Below are 16115 nucleotides of genomic sequence, written 5' to 3'. Positions count from 1 at the left end.
AACTCAGACGTCTAACTGAGGCTAAAAGCCCGCGAGCAAACTCGCGAACTGTTCGAGCCGATCATCAAGCCGTTCGGCCGAGTAGATTACTGACTCCCGCTCGAAATACTGGGCCAGTTCTTCAGCTCTAGCTGGCGGAGACCCAGGGGTACAATCCGTTGCGAGCGTCAGCGAACAGACTGGAGCGATTGAGTCCCGAATCTGAACTTTGACATCGTCGCTGTCACTGGGGAGTCCATCCGTCATTGTGATGATAAGCGGCTCGTCACGCTGTGTTTCCACTAGTTGGTTCCCAAGTGAGATAGCGTCTGCCAGAGGCGTCCCACCGCCACAGGAGGTATCGAGCAACGTTGCCTGGAGGTGCCTGCTCTCGACACTGAACGGCTTGGCAAGACGGGCTTCGTTGTCGATGAAGTCTACGATTGCAACGTTGATTCCCAACCCTTCGGCTGCGACAGCGAATCGTGCGACGGCTTTCGTGGCGACATCAATTTTTGCGGGTGTCCCTCTCCGCATCGACCCCGACCGATCGAGAATAAGGACCAAGGAGTACTGCTTCTCGTTTCCGAGGGTCCGACTCTTACACACACGAGGGTCTCCGATTGCCAACCGATGTCCTGCCCTGATGTCGTACGCGCCGGCTGTGAGTCCTCGACGAACACTCTTTCGCCGATCTAACCTGAGATACATATCGAGCGTGTCTCCGACCCGCTCAGCACCTTTCTCTACGTCAGCCCACTCGTTTCTCGGAACGGGAGTTCCACCCACTGGCAAGACATTAAATTCCTCAAGGCTGCCGGGGCCGCCTGCCGAGCCTTCATCTTGTTCTAAGGGAGCGGATGATTTCTCCTGCTCTTCTCCTGTAGCACGAGCGAATTGGTCCGCTAGCGCCTCGAATTCAACTTCGAGGGCCTCTTCATCGATACCATTTCTTTTGGCTTCACCGTGGGCTGCTCGCTTATCTTGAGAGAGCGCCTTCTCGAAGGTCGGGATATCTCCCTCCGAGGACCTATCCTCTTGCTGGCTGTGAGTCGGTCCTGACGGGGTTTCGTCGACGCTTGGGAGTTCGGGAGCCATACTATCGACTATGCCACTCTGGTCTATCTCCGCCTCACCACGGCTGCTCTCAGGGCTGGGTGACGTTATCGCCCCTTCTAAATCGGGACTGGGAAGATTCGTCGACCCTCCTTCGCCGTCGCCGGCGCTCTCCTCGACCTCCGAATTTGGACTATTCCCAGGGGCTTGTTGGCGGTCTCGCTCGAAAGTATCGAGTGTGAGTTGACCCGACGTTGACTCCAGCTTGTCGTCACCATCGTCTACCGCATCTTGCTCATGATGACCATCATCGGCCTGCTGTGTCTCCCTTGCACGTTTTGTCGCTTGTGCGATTGCCTGTGCCTTCGTTTGTGGTTCACCAGTATCGCCCTCAGTCCGGGCACCTGCAGTATCTTGACAATTCGGATTATCCATATTATCCGAATTATCCGGCGATCGTTCTGGACTTCCCCGGGAGGGTTGGCTATTAGATGCCGAAGCAGTTTCTGGCTCAATTCCGCCGCCTCCATCAGACGGGTCTGACCTCCGCGTTGTGGTCGAATCGGGCTCAGGGGTAATCAGCGGCTGCTCAAAGATATCCTGTCCAGGCATCTCCGTGGCTTGACGGTTGAGTGTAACGTCGGTGTCGAAATTTCCGCCCAGTCCACCAGCTGGTTCTTGCGCCTGTGAATCTGACAATCCCTCTTCGTTTCGACTCGAATCTGCCCCTCGATCATCATTTTGTGATTCGTGAGGTGCTTCAGCTCCCCTTGCAGCACTGTTGTCTACTTCCGGAGCCGTAACACCATCTTCGCTGGAAGTTTGCTTGGGTCCGACGTCTACTTCGAGCAACGGCTTGATGCCCTTGTTCCAGGTGTCGATTACGACCCGTGCTCTGCGGAGTGAAGCGGTCTTATCATGTCCGTGGTCGGTATCCTCTCGACTTGCGCTCCGTATTTTGAGGGCACTGTCGACCATCGCATCCAGCTGTTTCCGGACGTTGAGAAACGCATCTCTATCGGCCTCGGTCAAGAACTCGAGTCGTGTATCCTTCGGGTTGAGCAAGCAGTCGATTGTGCCAGTCTCGAAGATAGCTCTGTCGTAGAGATATCCAGTCACTGCGTCCCAGAAAGAATATTTGAGGCACTTGTCCGCAGGTAAATCCTCTGGCGTCTGTGAGTGGAGACGTCGAGTCAATTCCAGACGGATGCCAGCGTTGTCACTGAAATTGTCGCCGTGAATAGCTTCTGACTCGATTGCCCCATCCTCGATGAGATTGATGAGGTCGTGAACCTGCTCGTGGAACTGGGATTCGACGTTAGCTTCGATGAGGTCACCGATGCCACTAATAGCGGTTTTGAGGATGTGGAGCAGTTCGTGAAATGCGAGTCCGAACTGGTGTGCATGATCGGCAGTGAGCTGGTCGTTGAGTGGTACTCGGTCTAAGTCCGCCTCATTCCCCGTTATCAGCACTAGGTAGTCCGCATCGATATCGGCTAAGAGGGCTCTGGCTTGATCGCGTTCGATTTCGGTCGCATCTGATGAGACAACTGCGTCGACGTCGGCAGGGAGCACGGCTGCGGTCTGCACACCCAGTGAGACTCGGACAGCGACCGATATGTCGGGAGGTAGATGGCCGCAGATAAACTCTCGCAGTCGGTCAGCCCGCTGGGACGACAGGCGAGTAACTTCAGTCACCTGGGGATTGAGTTCGTTGACGATACTCCTGGCGGTGAGCTTAGTGGCGGATTGCGGCACGGTTGAAAACTCCTGAATGGAACGCCCTCTGTGAGTTGGGGGACACAAACCAGCCGGTCCTGAAAGATATTCTTTTGCGCCAAATTTTGCTTTGGTGCGGAATATAGACAGTGTAGTCAGCACGATGCCTGAATTTTACCACTCAGAGACTACTGAACTATCTGCTCAGTAGGTGTGCGTATCGGTTATCACGACCGTCGTAGACCATCGTCCACTCAGACAACAACCATAGGAGAGTCAGATAGCGTTCAACTCTGAAAGGAGATGGAATTAGTCAGATTGGGCGACCCTGCCCGTTTGTCCTAACCGTTTTGATCCTGAATACACCACAACGACGATGGTGGCGGCGACGAGGAGCCCGACCATCGCGAGGCTCGCGGGATCGGAGTCAAGAATGGGGAACATCCCCTGGGCCCAGTTCCACGAGGTGTGCATGAGGAGCGCCGGGAGGAGGCTTCCGTTCGTACTGTTGTACACCCACGTCATAAGCACGGAGAGTAAGGTGATGGATACGGCAAACCCGAGGAATGGATTGTCGTAGTAGATTGTCTCGCTCGGGATGTAGAACAGCGGGAGATGCCAGACTGCCCAAACGAGTCCAACAGCGAGACCACCGCCGAGTGGGGTGAGCCGCTCCTGGAGCGGATCGAGGAGGTAGCCACGCCATCCGAACTCCTCTTGGATTGGCCCTCCCAGCAGAAAGATCCAGACGAACGCGAGGAGGAGAACGATCGGTTGGCCCGCCCAGGGAAACGTCGGTGTCGTGCCGGTGACAACGGCTACCGCGAGCGCGCCGCCGACGATAGCCGGTGGGAGCAGCAGCGCCACGAGAATCCACTGCTTGGGGTAGTCGAGCTGGATTGCTCGACCAGCGAGTTGCCGAACCCCCGCGAACCCATTCGCGTACGCGACCAGGAGAAACGCAGCGACTGTCGGGCCGAACGCCCCGAGATTCGGCAAGACCGGAACACCCTCAACAACACCCAGTTCGAGAAGGACCTTCGATCCCCAGAACCCCCAGGACCACGCGAACGTCAGAATCAAGAACAGGACTATACCCGCAATTCCGACATCTTTGTCGTCCGATTTTGAGATAGGGTGGGTCATTGCTCCATTACGGTATTCCAACAACTGGAGATAGCTTATACATTGTCGCGTACCGACGAGATGGGATTTCCGACTCTGTACGAGCCCAATTTTGGCGTGGATATGCCTCTATTGGTGCAATAAATAGAATCGTCATTGTTCTAGCGTTCGACCGATTTTGCAAACGAACGTACCTTGATCTGCCTTGGGTTACCTCTGACGCCAGCCGCGGCCTGCGGAAACCGTTCGGCGAAAGTATATACGATAAAAAGGCTGACCGCGAGGCGAAGCCGAGCGGTCGGTGAATTGCGCTCACTCCGTTCGTCGAATGCTCGCCGGCCACTGTACCGCCTTTACTGACCGACCCTCGCTCTCTAATTCAGCACTGGTGGGAACACCTGCTATCAGTTCGGCGATGGCAACAAACACTCTGTGAAATAGCAGTTGGAGTTGCAAAATACCGAAGTGATTTATATATCGATTCGCTAGTATGCAACAGTATGCTCACAGAAGGCGAGATTCGTGCCCTCACTGTCCTCCGCGGTGAGCAGACGGTCTCTGAGCTCGCGGCGAATCTCGATCGAAGTCTCAGCTATACCTCAGAACTCGTCGACCAGCTCGAAACGTCTGGACTCGTCGAGACACGTCGACAAGGAAAAACAAAGCAGATTCGATTATCGGACGCAAAAGCACTCGAGTTACTCGCCGCTCTCACGCAGCAGTATTCACACATCGACTGGCCGGAGCTGTTGTCAGGGGCTGCTCTCCGTGTTTGCTACTTTCTCGATACCCCACAGACTGTAACTGATCTCGCACGTCACACCGATGTCCACAGGAGTACCGTCCACCGTGCGCTTTCCCCGCTTCAGCATCGCGGAATCGTTTACCAAACCGACAACGGCGCGTATACACTGAATGACGGCTTCGAACAGTTGAGTGCATTCGCTCGTGAGCTTGCCCATCACGTCCACCGACAGACTGTCGAACAACAGGCCAACACGTACACCATTCTGTGGGAATCCCTCGACGAATTCCTGGTCCAAACGACGACTGAGATTACCGAAGAGCAGTTCATTCCGACAGGGCCAGACCAATTCCAACGATATGACCTGCCGCTGTTGGCACGTGACCGCCGATACTACCTCTATTCGGAGTCGACGAGTGAACTCTCACCGGAAATATTGTGCTGCCATATGCTCGTGATTGATTCGGGTGCACGGGCTCAGTCATATTGCCTACTCTTGCTCAGTCACGCCAGTATCGACAGGGACGAACTCCGAGCTCAGGCCACCAAGTACGGCGTCGACGACGTCGTCGACGATCTTTGCACATACCTCGACACCAGCGGTGACCAGCGGACATCCCGTCTTCCCGAGTGGGATGACTTCCAGGAACTAGCTGAAGAGTACGAGGTGACGCCATGAGAGCGCGATTTGATAGTTCATACATTCGCTCGGAAATCGAGCGCATCGGCCAACAGCTGGACAAGCCACTTACCGTCTTCTTGATTGGCGGTGGGTCGATGGCGTTTCGCGGACTCAAAGAGACGACCAAGGCTCTGTTGAAATCCTCAGAGAGTTACATGTTCGGCTTGTAATTCAACGAGATGAATGCCCTCCCGAAGTCGCAGATTCTCCGGTTTACTGAGAAGGCGATCCATCTGGCACGTCGAGCGGTCTCTCGATACTCCTCGAAGTTCTCTAAACACCGCTACACACTTCCTCAGCACGTTGTTCTGCTGTGTCTCAAAGTTCGGAAGAACACGACCTATCGTGGTCTGCTTGACGAATTAATCGAGATGCCACGCGTTCGTCGAGCTCTTGAATTAGCTGAACTTCCTACTGCTTCAACGCTCTGTAAGGCGTTCAACCGGCTTGATATGGCTGTGTGGCGTATCACTTTGACTCTCTCAGCGACGTTACTCCCGACAAGCGGAGTTGTTGGAGTTGATGCGTCAGGGTTCGACCGTAGTCACGCTTCGAAACACTACACGAAACGTGCTGAACTCACGATTCAGCAGCTCAAGGTGACGTTGCTGGTCGATGCGAAGGTGAACGCCATTCTCGATCTACACGTGACGACGACTCGAAAACACGATAGCCAGATCGCTCCGTCGTTGATCAAGCGCAACCCCGAGTGTATCGATATTCTCCTCGGAGACAAAGGCTACGACGCTCAGAAAATCAGACGGCTCGCCCGGCAACACGAGGTTCGGCCACTGATTAAGCATCGTGAGTTCACATCACTCCACAAGGCATGGAACGCACGCTTAGACGCTGATCTCTACGGCCAGCGGAGTCAATCCGAGACTGTGAACTCAACGCTCAAGCGAAAGTACGGTGCGTTCGTCCGCTCACGACGGTGGTGGAAGCAATTCCGTGAAGTCACTATCGCCTGTCTCATTCATAATGTAGATAGGTCACTTTGAGTAGTCAAGACAGGAATATACTTGTCGGGCCTCGTTGGGTTCGTTACAAACACCCATCATTAACTTGGAACCAAGAGAGGATATAATATGGAATCAGAAGATACCCCCGAAGCGGCCTCGCATGGACTGATAGGAGAGAATAGTTCCATTGCCCTTGAGCTGGTACTTGGCCTTATCATAACAGGGTGGGTCTGGTTTGAATTGTGGCAGGGGACTGTTCCTTCTATTGAGTACGGAGTTACTCTTTTGGTTGCCGTGGGCATTGGGCTTGTTCTCGGCATCGTCCTCACGTACGGGGACGAGCAAGGTATCGGTCGCAGGTACGTGGAAAACGACGTCTCCTTTCTACTCATTATGGCGGTTTTCATCGGCATCGGTCTCCTTCTCTTTCCTGAGGGGCTGTCTACCTCTAGCGAGGTCGGTCTCCTTGTACTCGTCTGGTCTGGCGTGGTATCTCGCGCGTTTTTCGTCTATATTAGAAACGCCAATTGACCTTCTAATCGCCTTATTCGTACTCATCAGGAATGGATGTTTCATGAAATAATATGTCTGAAGAATAGGATTTCAACAGAGCCACGACCAAAGATATCGACCTTATCGTCTCCTCCGGCGACGACCTGAGTCAGCTACAGGTGGTGCTTCTCGAACTTGGATATGAGATCGTCCAGGAGCCGGACGAAGAGTACGAAGAACTCGGTGCCCAACGCATCCTCGAGAACGGTGATGGGTGTCGCATCGACATCTTCAACCAGCAGGTGATCGGCAAGCTAATCCTTTCACCAGGCATTCGTGAGCGGAGCGAACGGTATCTCGACCCGGGAAATCTCGTCGTTGAGCTCGTGAGTCCAGAAGATATCTTTCTGTTCAAAGCGGTCGCCGGTCGGGTGGATGACATCGAAGATATGTTCTCGTTGATACAGACCGGCCTCGACTTCGACATCGTCGAAGCGGAGCTAGAGACGTAAGTCGAACTGCTTGAACAAGAACTGTTCGTGACGTATGTGAACGAAGCATTGGCTGATCTCACCGAAGAACACAACCTCACGACACCATTGCACGATCCCGTTGCGGAGATCACCGAGCACGTCTACGAGGAACTCGAAGTGCTGCACGTCCTCGATGAACCGAAGTCGGTGGCCGACTTACAACAGGAACTCGACTGGCCTGCAGCGGACGTACAGGAAATTGTGAGACGTCTGGAAGGGAAAGACGCCGTCGCGGTAAACGATGGGCGTGTAGAACGTCGCTCAACGACTATCTGACCACGAGGGGATAGAAACTGAAAGTGGTGCATACACTTTTTGCAAGCCTACACGGCTCAGTCGCATCTCAGAGATAGACCGGCAGTACGTAACACAGACAGAAGATGGGTCAGTAAGTATGACGACGGATAGTGGCTACCTCCCTTCCCGCCGTAGGCAGATTCACAAAATATCGTTCAGCGTCTCGTGAGTATCTTCCGGGTACTGATTGGGTTCTGCCACAGCCCAGAGTTCATTCTTTGTAGCGGCTTTCGGGGATGCTCCGTCTTCGATGTGCTCACAGAGGATTGTGAGATTCCGTGTGCTGAGAGTCGGCCAGTTCTCGTTTTCGCGGGTCTTGTGAGCAAATCGGACGATTCGCTTCAGGGTCGTACGGTCAACAACTTCGGTCTCACCGTTGACCTGCGGGTACAATGTCTCGACTTCCTCGTCGATATCTTGGATGTACGGTTGCTCGAACGACCGAAAGCGCCCTCTCGTTGCCGAGTTCATCGGTTCCGAGTCTCTGTATTCTCTGGTTGGCGGATTCATCGTAATGATGAGTCGCGCCGAGGGGTGTGGTTCGACGAGTTCGCCGTGGCTCTTGACCAGGAGTGTCCCCTCGTTCAGAAGTCGGTGCAGCGCAATCGCTGCTCCGGCTTGCATGACAGGGAACTCGTTTATGACGATTGTATCGCCGTTGATCAGCCCCTGTTTCACGGCGCCGTTGCGTGGGACGATCACGTCGCCGTCGGGAACAAGTGGCCCAAAGAGGTCCTCGGGCTCCGTCGCCCGGTCGACGTCGATGGACTGATAGCCACGATTTGTCTTGTGGCAGAGGTACTTGATGAGATAGTTCTTGCCCGACCCTCGCGGTCCTACCACTCGGATAGGAACGAGTCCTCGTGCGAGTTTCTTCGCAATGAGTTCGTCGAGTGGGAGCTGAAGACGCGGATCGATGGGGACAGCGGGAGGGATAACCTCCCTATCTTCGTCAACAGGCAGGGCATCGTAGCTGGCATCGGGATGAGTCTCTGCTTTGGGAACACCTGGGTAGTCCGGATTATCGAGGATGTGCAATCCAGTCGGAACTGGCTCAGTCGTATTGCGACCGACATCAGATACGTACATCCCGCGTTCATCGCTAGCATCCCATCCTTTAGAGAGGTAGCGCGGCTCACCGACTGTCTCAGTAATATTGGTGAGATCAGTAACGCGGGCCTCACCGACGCCACTTGCTGGATTGCTTCGCTGAGCATAGTACGATGCCGCTCGCTCGGCCAGCGTATGACCAACAGGAACGTGTTGCTTAGCTTTCGCAACGATAGCCTCAGCACGGCTCTCAGTGAGGGTACTAGTCAAGTGTGCGAGGTCGTCGATGTCTGCCTCCGAGAGTGCGCGAAAGCCAGTGTAGCCGGCTTCCTGGAGTGCATCGTTGATTGAATCGGTTACGACACCGAGGATACGGAAGTCTACAGTGCCGTCTGGTGGACCCTGACCAAATGCGGCGGTAATCACCTCGGGTTCCTCTCCCTGAGGAACGACGTTGTCGATAGTGGCGCTACCGCTACTCGTTCGTGTGAGTGTGTATATTCCGCTCTTCTCTCCTTCGTCGATGAGGTCCGCTGCTTGCTGGTCGCTCAAGTCAGTGAAGTCCGAGACTCTGAGCGTGACCCGTTCGACAGGGACACTCCCTCCTTCGGCTCGCAGGAGTCGATTCACCAAATGAGAGAGAATCCGCTGTCCCTCCGGAGATCCATTGCTACTCGTCTGTGTCGTGGTTGAATCAGTAGACATGCTTCTATGTGTGAGAAATTGTGTTGCTCCTCGCAGATTTGGGAGAGAACAAACAGAGTGTGAATATCTTCCGGATAGCCTCAGCTATACCGTGTCAGAGGCAATATGACCCGACAGAAGGGTAAAAAGTGTGACGCAGGTTAGAAGAAGATGCTGCTGATGAAGCCGCTTCCTTTTCCGCTCCGCAGACCAGTCTCTGAGGGGTCGCTGTAATCGTACTCCTCATCTTCGTTTTCCGCTTCGCCTCGTGTCTGGTCTGTCATTGTATATAGGTTGTAGCTCATGACGTATAAAACCCCGATGGTCAGTTATTACTTATTCTGGCACCGATTGCGAGTAGCGTTACGACAGTCGCTACAATGAGAAGTATTAGTATTACCAGAAGCTCACCTGTCTCCAAATTTAGCAACGCGGCAGCTCCAAGTGCAAGTCCGGTGACGAAGAATATCTCACAAGCCCGGAGTAGATACGCATTCTTTTCTACTATCTCTTGATTATCTTCGATCCACCCTTCAAGCTGGTGGAAGAAGTCTTTCTCCCACGGTTCATCTACTTCATATCTACTCATCCGTCCGAGGTAGTTTGATGTAGGACCAATCACCTCGTTTGACTCGTCATAGACGACCACACCAAAGAATAGAGAAAGGAGAAAAGTACTCAGACTGGCGACTGCTAAGTAGTTATTGATATCTGAGATGCTAATAACTCGTACTCCGGTCGCACCAACGCCTAGCAGTAGCGCGGTGACCCGAACAGTTCTAAGCGCCTTGTCGTCAATATCATCGATATCTTCTTTCTGCGCTCTGAGGACCTCCTGACCTTGTTCGTACGTTATCCCTTCTCGATTCGAGTCCCAGCCCGTTTCAGCATCGTTTGACATTGGTGCACTCTCTTGGAATAGAAGGGTCGTTACAGGACTCTCAACTGGCTACGTTTTGAAACCTCTCTTTTCCCGCATCCATTTCAGGTACTATTGCACAGGGAGGGTATTTCGTTCAAACTGACTCGTCGAGACGCTGTTGTACACCATCTTGGACACGCTGCGCTTGTTCGTTCGAGAGATCTAATTCCGTTTCCACGGTGATACCAGGAACGTCAACGAGATCTTCTAACGAGTCAGAGAGTGTCTGCTGGTCCTCAGGTAGCACTCGGTCAGTTGAATCGGTAGTTTGCTTGTCGTGCTCCTGCATCGCCAGTTGAATCATCATCGACGGTGTTCGGTAGAGCTCGCCGGCGACTTCGATGTACTCTTGATAGGAATTCGAGGCCATCGACCCATTGTACTCTTCAAGGAGCGCAATGAGCAACGACAACTGGATATTGAACACGGTTGGGCGAGTTGTCGGACGGGCAATTGTCTTTGCTCGATTCGCCGCCCGTTCGGCGTACTTCTTCGCGATCCCCCAGTACGTGTAACACTCCTGCAGACTGAACGGGAGTTCTTCGAAGTCATACGCGATTGCCCGCGACCGCTGAATTGCCGTTTCGACTGTGACCATCCGGGTATCGATGTCGTCGTAGATAGACCGCCACCACTCGTTGATAGGAGTCCGATTGTTTGCCCGTTCGTGAGCCGCATCAGTGGCCTTTCCGTAGTGACGGCGAGTGTATCGCTTTCCCGTGTCGGGAAGGACAGTTCCAGAAGCAGGAAAGAATAGAATAGGCCGTGCCCAGAGTGTCTGTGTCCCCCGGAAATCGTAGCCAGTTTGAAAGCCCCCATACACCACTGTTTCCGGAGCTTCGTCTTCGGGGGTGGCAGCTTTGAGACCATCGCCATCCAGTTCTTCCAGATCTTCCTCACCGGCAGAGACGACACGGCGAAGGCTCGGACAGATGACGACCATCTTCAATAGTCCACCCCAATCCCGGTAAGAAGCCCATCCGAATACGTCATCTTCTCCACGTTGCTGGAGGGCACTGATGATTGGGAGATACGCCTCTTGCGGATTGATGATGGTGTATGAGTCGCTGGCGATTTGCCACCGGAATTTGACATCGTAGCCAAGAGCGTGCAACGCTTTTCGTCGCTCGTCGACGATGTCCTGGTGGTCCTGTACTTCTACTACAGGTTCAGCAGCCGACTGTTGTGCTATCGTCTCCAGAGCTGAGCCAGTGCCTCGTTCCAGAGCCTCGATATCCAGCCCCTCGACGGAGCGTATAGCGTCGATATCAACGTCTCCGGAGGTCCCGATAAACTCGTTTGTCGCCCACAGTTCACCAGAAGACGCTGCTGGGAGTGCCTTTACGACATCTTTGAACGTCCGTGGAGTACTCGACCGACACCACATGTTACTCTCGAGTTCGTTTGGATAGTCCTGAGAATCGTGTTCAGTGAGACCAGCGAATCGAAGGACAGATTCCTGTTTCAGAAGCTCGGCTATCGGTACAGTTGGCGAGTCGCGGTGATTTGTGGCGCCACCAGCGGCGTGATTGCTGGACTGTTCTTCAGATGTTGACGGGCTCTCGGTTTCAGAGCTCGTACTGCGTTTTGCGGACATGAGTCTGTGTGAGTATTAAAAATATATAGAGAAGAGCCGCCATGAGAGAGTGGGGGTTAGCGATACAGCAGATGGAGCGCGAGGGGATTGGAGAACCCGACCAAGACCACCGTAACGTCGTGCCTCGGACTGTCGCACGAAGCAGAAGTGTTAGGAGGTTCTTGTTCGGGTATTCCCCCACCGTCCAGGGGAAAACAAATCAGCGCTAACAGAGTATTCACCTCACAAATCTGAGAGTGTGTTCAGAGTTTGCTGAGACTCATCACGTGTTGGCGAATCGGTGAGTGGGACTTCAGAGTGGTCGTACTCAGGAATGAACTCCTCCCCACCGAAATACTGGATGAATCCTTGTCGAGATTTCTTAATCCCCTCAGCAGAGGTGCTACTGATTCCATTCATTCGGGAGTGATTGGGACAGTAGAGTACCCATGCCGCGAGGTCGCCCATCGAGCTGAATTCTCGCGCCAATGTCGACCGAGCATTCGAGGGGATATTGAGTCCCTTTATCCTGTAGAGCGTGCCCGAAGAGATTGAATCATCGCGAGGAGTCTCGGTACCATCCCAAATTCTGAGCAGACGGCGGAGGTTATCCCGTCGATTTCCGTGGGTCCACAGGACCTCCTTGTATTTTTCAGCCAATGCTATCTCCTCGGCATACGTGATTGAGTCTAAGTCGGTGTCCTCTAGCTCAGGAACATCTCCAGGGGTGGGAGCCGTGTTTGGTGGGTAGTCTCTGGAAGCGTAGGCTGTGAAGTGATCTTTGTTCCGGAAGTCACGCGTTCGGACTTCCCACGTATCTTCCCTGAGTTCCCGGCGGATGTAGTTCTCGGCAAAGAGATGGTAGTTCTCCACCGCGAAATCAACCCCTTTCCAAGGGGCAAGGAGCGCGATGGCCAGTTGGCCCGCTTTGTCATCCGATGCATCCTGTCCCCAGTCAAATCCTCCCGGCGACACGTTGTGCACGAAGAGGTGTTTGTCGAGTAGACTCGTGTCGGCGTAGACAACGTTCCCTCCGACACCCCGTTGTCCTCGATAGGGGCCGTTCTTCCATTTCGTTTTTCTAGCGTAGTCTGTTTTTGATGGCATAGATACTCCAAACCTCAACTGTAATTTCGTCGAAAGACACCGGAAGAGAGACCAGGATAACCCTCCCGGGATTTCAAGTCTCGATACGTGGTGCCACCATCGCTGCGACACTACACTCGCCGTCTGCAATTTCGTAGTCTACCAGCATCGGGAATTGGTCTCCGAATGTGAGAGTGACATCGTCAGTCTTGGGGAGCTTTTTCGAGATGTTCTTGATATAGTCAAGACTGAATAGTGCTCGTCCGTCAGCGGCGTCTAGACTCTCGTATTCGTCAGCAGTGAGTCTGAGCGAGACGTCATCGGTATCGCCTTCAGCTTCGATGAACAGTGTCTTGTCAGCTTCTACGCAGCGGAATCCGATGTGATCGGAGACCATGTCAGCAGCCTTCACCGCTCGCGATATCTGGCTCCCCTCGACGGTAAGGCTGATTGGGAGTTCCATCTCCGGAATCTCGGGCTCCTGCCGTATACTATCGGGGTCGATACACGCCATCGTGAACTCGACACCGTCGATGACGATGAGAAGCTTGTACGTGGAAGTGTCGAACGAAATCTGGACGAGATCATCTTTCTTTGCGAGTTTGAGAACGGACTCGAATCGCTCCAGATTGACTCCCAGCAAGCCGTCACTGGACTCGTAGGATTCGAATGCAGCAGCCGACAGCTCTAGATCGTACATCGCGACGTTCGCTGGGTCAACCGCTCTGCTAGTAATGCCGTCCGATCCAACAGTCAGTTTCGCCTCGTCGACGATGACTCGCAGCGTTGAGATGAAATTCTTGAGTTCGCCACCCAAGATCGCAGCCTGAAAGCGCTCTGGAGGGCCCGTGAGTACGCTTTCCTCCTCAGTCTCGTCTTCGGCATCAGCTTCGTCGGAAGCCTCTGCTATCGACTCCTCACTGGTGTCTTGCTCGTCGGTCAGGTCGGCTGCTGGCTCACTGTCGATATTAGCCTCACCATCGACCTCTTCGTTTGTTGTTGCGTCAGTAGCGTCTTCCTCAACCGTACCTTCCGGGTCGGCTTCGATTTCCAGATTGTCGATATCGTCTTCAGGCTGTGCGTCTGCTGTGGATTCAGTGTTCGTGCTCATAATCGATTAGTTGCTCTGCGATAGATTCGCAGTGGCGGGAAAGTCCAAGGAATGCAGTGGCTCTTTTATAGCACACTTGCAGGCTTATCTCCCCTCACCGCATCGGGGGTGACAAATCAGCATTGGAGATGTTCATTTCCAATCGTCCTACGCTACTGCTTGACTGGATTACTGTCGGTGTGTAACGTAGGGATCGTGTCGGCGTTCTCGCACAATTTGCCTTCCTCTTCGAGCTCCTGAAGCTTCCGCCAGATTGTTCGGATAGTGAGTGTGGAGGTGAAGCCAGCTTCAGCAATGGCCTTTTGAGATGCACGTTTTTCCCCGGTCTCAGCCTGTTGAGCGTGATATAATGCGGCGGCTGCAACGCCAGACGGCGGTCGTCCATTCGAAAGTCTGCCGACCGCAGGACAAAGAAGCAGCTCTCGGGCACGTTGTTCAATGTAATTGCCCGCCCCGATTGCTGACGCAATACGTGGGAGGAAATCTTGCGGAAGGGGTGGTGGGATTGCCAACTCTAATTCCCGATTCATCTGCGTATAGGCGTTATTGATCGCATCACTGTCGACACGGGCGACGTCGGCGACCTCACTTCTATGCCGGGGTAGCTGTTCCAACCGGGTGGCAGCGAAGACACTACCACTGGCAATCGCCTCGATAGAGCGACCCTTGAGCAAGTTCGCATCCCACGCATTCCGATAGATATCCACTGCTTCGTCGAATACCGAGTCAGAGAGGTCCAGAACGCTAATCAACCGAGCAATCTCGCTAAGCCCATCCCTCAGCGATTTATCCCGCTTTGAGGGGACTTTCGACTGAGCATCCCAGCGACGGAGGCGCGAAAACAGCCGTTGAGTATTCGCATTGAGCGGGTTTCCGGCGCCGTCCCGGTAGTAGCCGATATCGGTCGAGAGGCCTCGGTCGTGAAGCCGATGGGTGGTTGGAGAGCCAGTCCGTTCGGGCTCACGTCCACTCTCGGTGTAGTTCCACCTCCGGCGACGATCAAGGTCGTCACGGTGGACAACGAGGCCACATCCCTCGCAGTACCTTTCATTTTGCTCGACGACCAAATGGTCGCTCTCACACTCAGGACAGCAGCACTCAGATGCTAGCCGGGACGTTGGCGTTTCTTCCGTAGAGAGTTCTGAGCGTTCTTGTTTCTGATGTCGACGACCAGTTGCGGGTGAAGATTCTGTGGACATTGAATGCGGGACAACAGTTCGTCGGCCCCTATCCAACGGGGGGCGCACAAATCAGCGTGAAGAGTTGTTTCGCTACGAATCCGTACAGTTCCTTATCGGGATCGCTGCCTTCTGATTAGTCCCAATAGAACGTAGCATCTGGAGCGAGAGTTCATTCAGTACTCTCCATCGAGCACCGACTGGTCTAAGAAATTGACCGCGTCAGATATTCAGGGAGATCGGGATCGTACTCATCGTGGAACGCACCGACTACAGACTGCTGCCACTCAATATATCCAGGTTCGCTGGGGGTTCTGGTTCCCAGCCCTCGGAGCCGTGCGTAGTCAACGAGATCGATGCATTCGACCGAAGAAACAGCTCCGCCTGCCCCCGGTGAAACACCAGAAGCAGTGTCGAGCGGTGTCTCACGCCAGGCATCGAAGCAACCATCGGTAGATGCGCTGACGACGCACCCATCAGTCGCTCCTGCAAAAAGTTCCGTCGTCACTCGGGCCAAATTGCGATAGTGTCCAAATGGGATGAAGAGAGAGTTGCTGTGGTGATTAACAGCGGGCTGGCCTCGGGTGTGAGTTGAATCACCGTCGACGAGCCACTGTTCACTGTCATTGATCCAGTCTCCCTCTTTGAGATAGTCAAGGACAGCTTCGAGATGTTCGTTCGAACGGTACGTGATGTAGCCGGAAATAGAAGCGTAGAAGCTCATGATAGTGCTTGGAAGCGCTGGTGAGTGGGTTCACGATATGTGAAACTGAAAGCGGGAAAAATCCCAGAAAGAGAGACTCACCGGCTCTCCTCTCTCTTCACCGGGAGGGAAGAAACCGGGTGTTTTGAACGGTGTAATCAGGGAGCTGCGTAAACTGCAAGTCAAAATCGTATTTATATGATTCTGGATTTTTG

14 protein-coding genes and 1 pseudogene are annotated in these 16115 nt (G+C 53.8%); 5 read left to right on the top strand and 10 right to left on the bottom strand.

Going from position 1 to position 16115, the window contains the following annotated elements; all coding sequences use genetic code 11:
• Nucleotides 1-21: 21 nt before the first annotated feature.
• Both DVK00_RS18635 and DVK00_RS18630 read right to left on the bottom strand, forming a co-directional pair.
• Nucleotides 22-2625, bottom strand: coding sequence for a vWA domain-containing protein (locus DVK00_RS18635; protein WP_147435903.1), 2604 nt, complete (start codon nucleotides 2623-2625; stop codon nucleotides 22-24).
• Nucleotides 2626-3063: 438 nt separating this feature from the next.
• The gene (locus DVK00_RS18630) at nucleotides 3064-3900 is read right to left on the bottom strand and encodes a CPBP family intramembrane glutamic endopeptidase (protein WP_121578225.1); all 837 of its coding nucleotides are present in this window, start codon (nucleotides 3898-3900) and stop codon (nucleotides 3064-3066) included.
• Nucleotides 3901-4379: 479 nt separating this feature from the next.
• Between DVK00_RS18630 and DVK00_RS18625 the strand changes: the two genes are divergently transcribed.
• The 5 genes and pseudogenes from DVK00_RS18625 to DVK00_RS22495 all read left to right on the top strand — a co-directional run bounded on the left by DVK00_RS18625 (nucleotide 4380) and on the right by DVK00_RS22495 (nucleotide 7569).
• A complete protein-coding gene (locus DVK00_RS18625; protein ID WP_121578224.1) occupies nucleotides 4380-5303 on the top strand; it encodes an ArsR family transcriptional regulator in 924 nt (307 codons plus the stop codon).
• A complete protein-coding gene (locus tag DVK00_RS21440; RefSeq protein ID WP_158598828.1) occupies nucleotides 5300-5476 on the top strand; it encodes a hypothetical protein in 177 nt (58 codons plus the stop codon). Before DVK00_RS18625 ends, DVK00_RS21440 begins: the two co-directional genes overlap by 4 nt.
• A 9-nt stretch (nucleotides 5477-5485) precedes the next feature.
• Nucleotides 5486-6307: an IS5 family transposase gene (locus tag DVK00_RS18620; RefSeq protein ID WP_121578223.1), complete on the top strand. Its 822-nt coding sequence runs from the start codon at nucleotides 5486-5488 to the stop codon at nucleotides 6305-6307.
• Between the two features lie 87 nt (nucleotides 6308-6394).
• Entirely contained in the window at nucleotides 6395-6799 is a 405-nt protein-coding gene (locus DVK00_RS18615) for a hypothetical protein (protein WP_121578222.1), read from the top strand.
• Nucleotides 6800-6894: 95 nt separating this feature from the next.
• A pseudogene (locus tag DVK00_RS22495) lies at nucleotides 6895-7569 on the top strand (hypothetical protein).
• Between the two features lie 162 nt (nucleotides 7570-7731).
• On the opposite strand, the gene DVK00_RS18605 reads toward DVK00_RS22495, so the two are convergent.
• The 8 genes from DVK00_RS18605 to DVK00_RS21220 all read right to left on the bottom strand — a co-directional run bounded on the left by DVK00_RS18605 (nucleotide 7732) and on the right by DVK00_RS21220 (nucleotide 15921).
• The gene (locus DVK00_RS18605) at nucleotides 7732-9345 is read right to left on the bottom strand and encodes an AAA family ATPase (RefSeq protein WP_121578221.1); all 1614 of its coding nucleotides are present in this window, start codon (nucleotides 9343-9345) and stop codon (nucleotides 7732-7734) included.
• A 140-nt stretch (nucleotides 9346-9485) separates the two neighbouring features.
• Complete coding sequence (locus DVK00_RS22335) at nucleotides 9486-9608, bottom strand: hypothetical protein (RefSeq protein WP_255410833.1); 123 nt, start codon at nucleotides 9606-9608, stop codon at nucleotides 9486-9488.
• Between the two features lie 41 nt (nucleotides 9609-9649).
• Nucleotides 9650-10225 (bottom strand): hypothetical protein, encoded by a 576-nt coding sequence (locus DVK00_RS18600; RefSeq protein ID WP_121578220.1) that lies wholly within the window; start codon nucleotides 10223-10225, stop codon nucleotides 9650-9652.
• 115 nt (nucleotides 10226-10340) lie between these two features.
• A complete protein-coding gene (locus DVK00_RS18595) occupies nucleotides 10341-11633 on the bottom strand; it encodes a hypothetical protein (RefSeq protein WP_233560836.1) in 1293 nt (430 codons plus the stop codon).
• Between the two features lie 432 nt (nucleotides 11634-12065).
• On the bottom strand, nucleotides 12066-12929 hold the full coding sequence (locus tag DVK00_RS18590) for a DUF6166 domain-containing protein (RefSeq protein ID WP_121578219.1): 864 nt from the start codon (nucleotides 12927-12929) through the stop codon (nucleotides 12066-12068).
• Nucleotides 12930-13002: 73 nt separating this feature from the next.
• Nucleotides 13003-14019 carry a DNA polymerase sliding clamp gene (locus tag DVK00_RS18585; protein ID WP_121578218.1) on the bottom strand — a complete coding sequence of 339 codons (1017 nt, stop codon included), beginning with the start codon at nucleotides 14017-14019 and terminating at the stop codon, nucleotides 13003-13005.
• Nucleotides 14020-14171: 152 nt separating this feature from the next.
• A complete protein-coding gene (locus DVK00_RS18580; protein ID WP_158598827.1) occupies nucleotides 14172-15086 on the bottom strand; it encodes a transcription initiation factor IIB family protein in 915 nt (304 codons plus the stop codon).
• 316 nt (nucleotides 15087-15402) lie between these two features.
• The gene (locus tag DVK00_RS21220) at nucleotides 15403-15921 is read right to left on the bottom strand and encodes a hypothetical protein (protein ID WP_147435902.1); all 519 of its coding nucleotides are present in this window, start codon (nucleotides 15919-15921) and stop codon (nucleotides 15403-15405) included.
• Nucleotides 15922-16115 lie beyond the last annotated feature (194 nt).

Origin of the sequence: Haloarcula sp. Atlit-47R (assembly GCF_003665985.1) — an archaeon.
GTDB lineage: Archaea > Halobacteriota > Halobacteria > Halobacteriales > Haloarculaceae > Haloarcula > Haloarcula taiwanensis.
This window is presented reverse-complemented; position numbering and strand designations above follow the sequence as displayed.

Bases quoted from the DNA above. Each gene is read 5' to 3' on its own strand.
- DVK00_RS18630 (WP_121578225.1), bottom strand. From the start codon at position 3,900: ATGACCCACCCTATCTCAAAATCGGACGACAAAGATGTCGGAATTGCG.
- DVK00_RS18625 (WP_121578224.1), top strand. From the start codon at position 4,380: ATGCTCACAGAAGGCGAGATTCGTGCCCTCACTGTCCTCCGCGGTGAG.
- DVK00_RS21440 (WP_158598828.1), top strand. From the start codon at position 5,300: ATGAGAGCGCGATTTGATAGTTCATACATTCGCTCGGAAATCGAGCGC.
- DVK00_RS18620 (WP_121578223.1), top strand. From the start codon at position 5,486: ATGAATGCCCTCCCGAAGTCGCAGATTCTCCGGTTTACTGAGAAGGCG.
- DVK00_RS18615 (WP_121578222.1), top strand. From the start codon at position 6,395: ATGGAATCAGAAGATACCCCCGAAGCGGCCTCGCATGGACTGATAGGA.
- DVK00_RS18605 (WP_121578221.1), bottom strand. From the start codon at position 9,345: ATGTCTACTGATTCAACCACGACACAGACGAGTAGCAATGGATCTCCG.
- DVK00_RS22335 (WP_255410833.1), bottom strand. From the start codon at position 9,608: ATGACAGACCAGACACGAGGCGAAGCGGAAAACGAAGATGAGGAGTAC.
- DVK00_RS18600 (WP_121578220.1), bottom strand. From the start codon at position 10,225: ATGTCAAACGATGCTGAAACGGGCTGGGACTCGAATCGAGAAGGGATA.
- DVK00_RS18595 (WP_233560836.1), bottom strand. From the start codon at position 11,633: ATGTGGTGTCGGTCGAGTACTCCACGGACGTTCAAAGATGTCGTAAAG.
- DVK00_RS18590 (WP_121578219.1), bottom strand. From the start codon at position 12,929: ATGCCATCAAAAACAGACTACGCTAGAAAAACGAAATGGAAGAACGGC.
- DVK00_RS18585 (WP_121578218.1), bottom strand. From the start codon at position 14,019: ATGAGCACGAACACTGAATCCACAGCAGACGCACAGCCTGAAGACGAT.
- DVK00_RS21220 (WP_147435902.1), bottom strand. From the start codon at position 15,921: ATGAGCTTCTACGCTTCTATTTCCGGCTACATCACGTACCGTTCGAAC.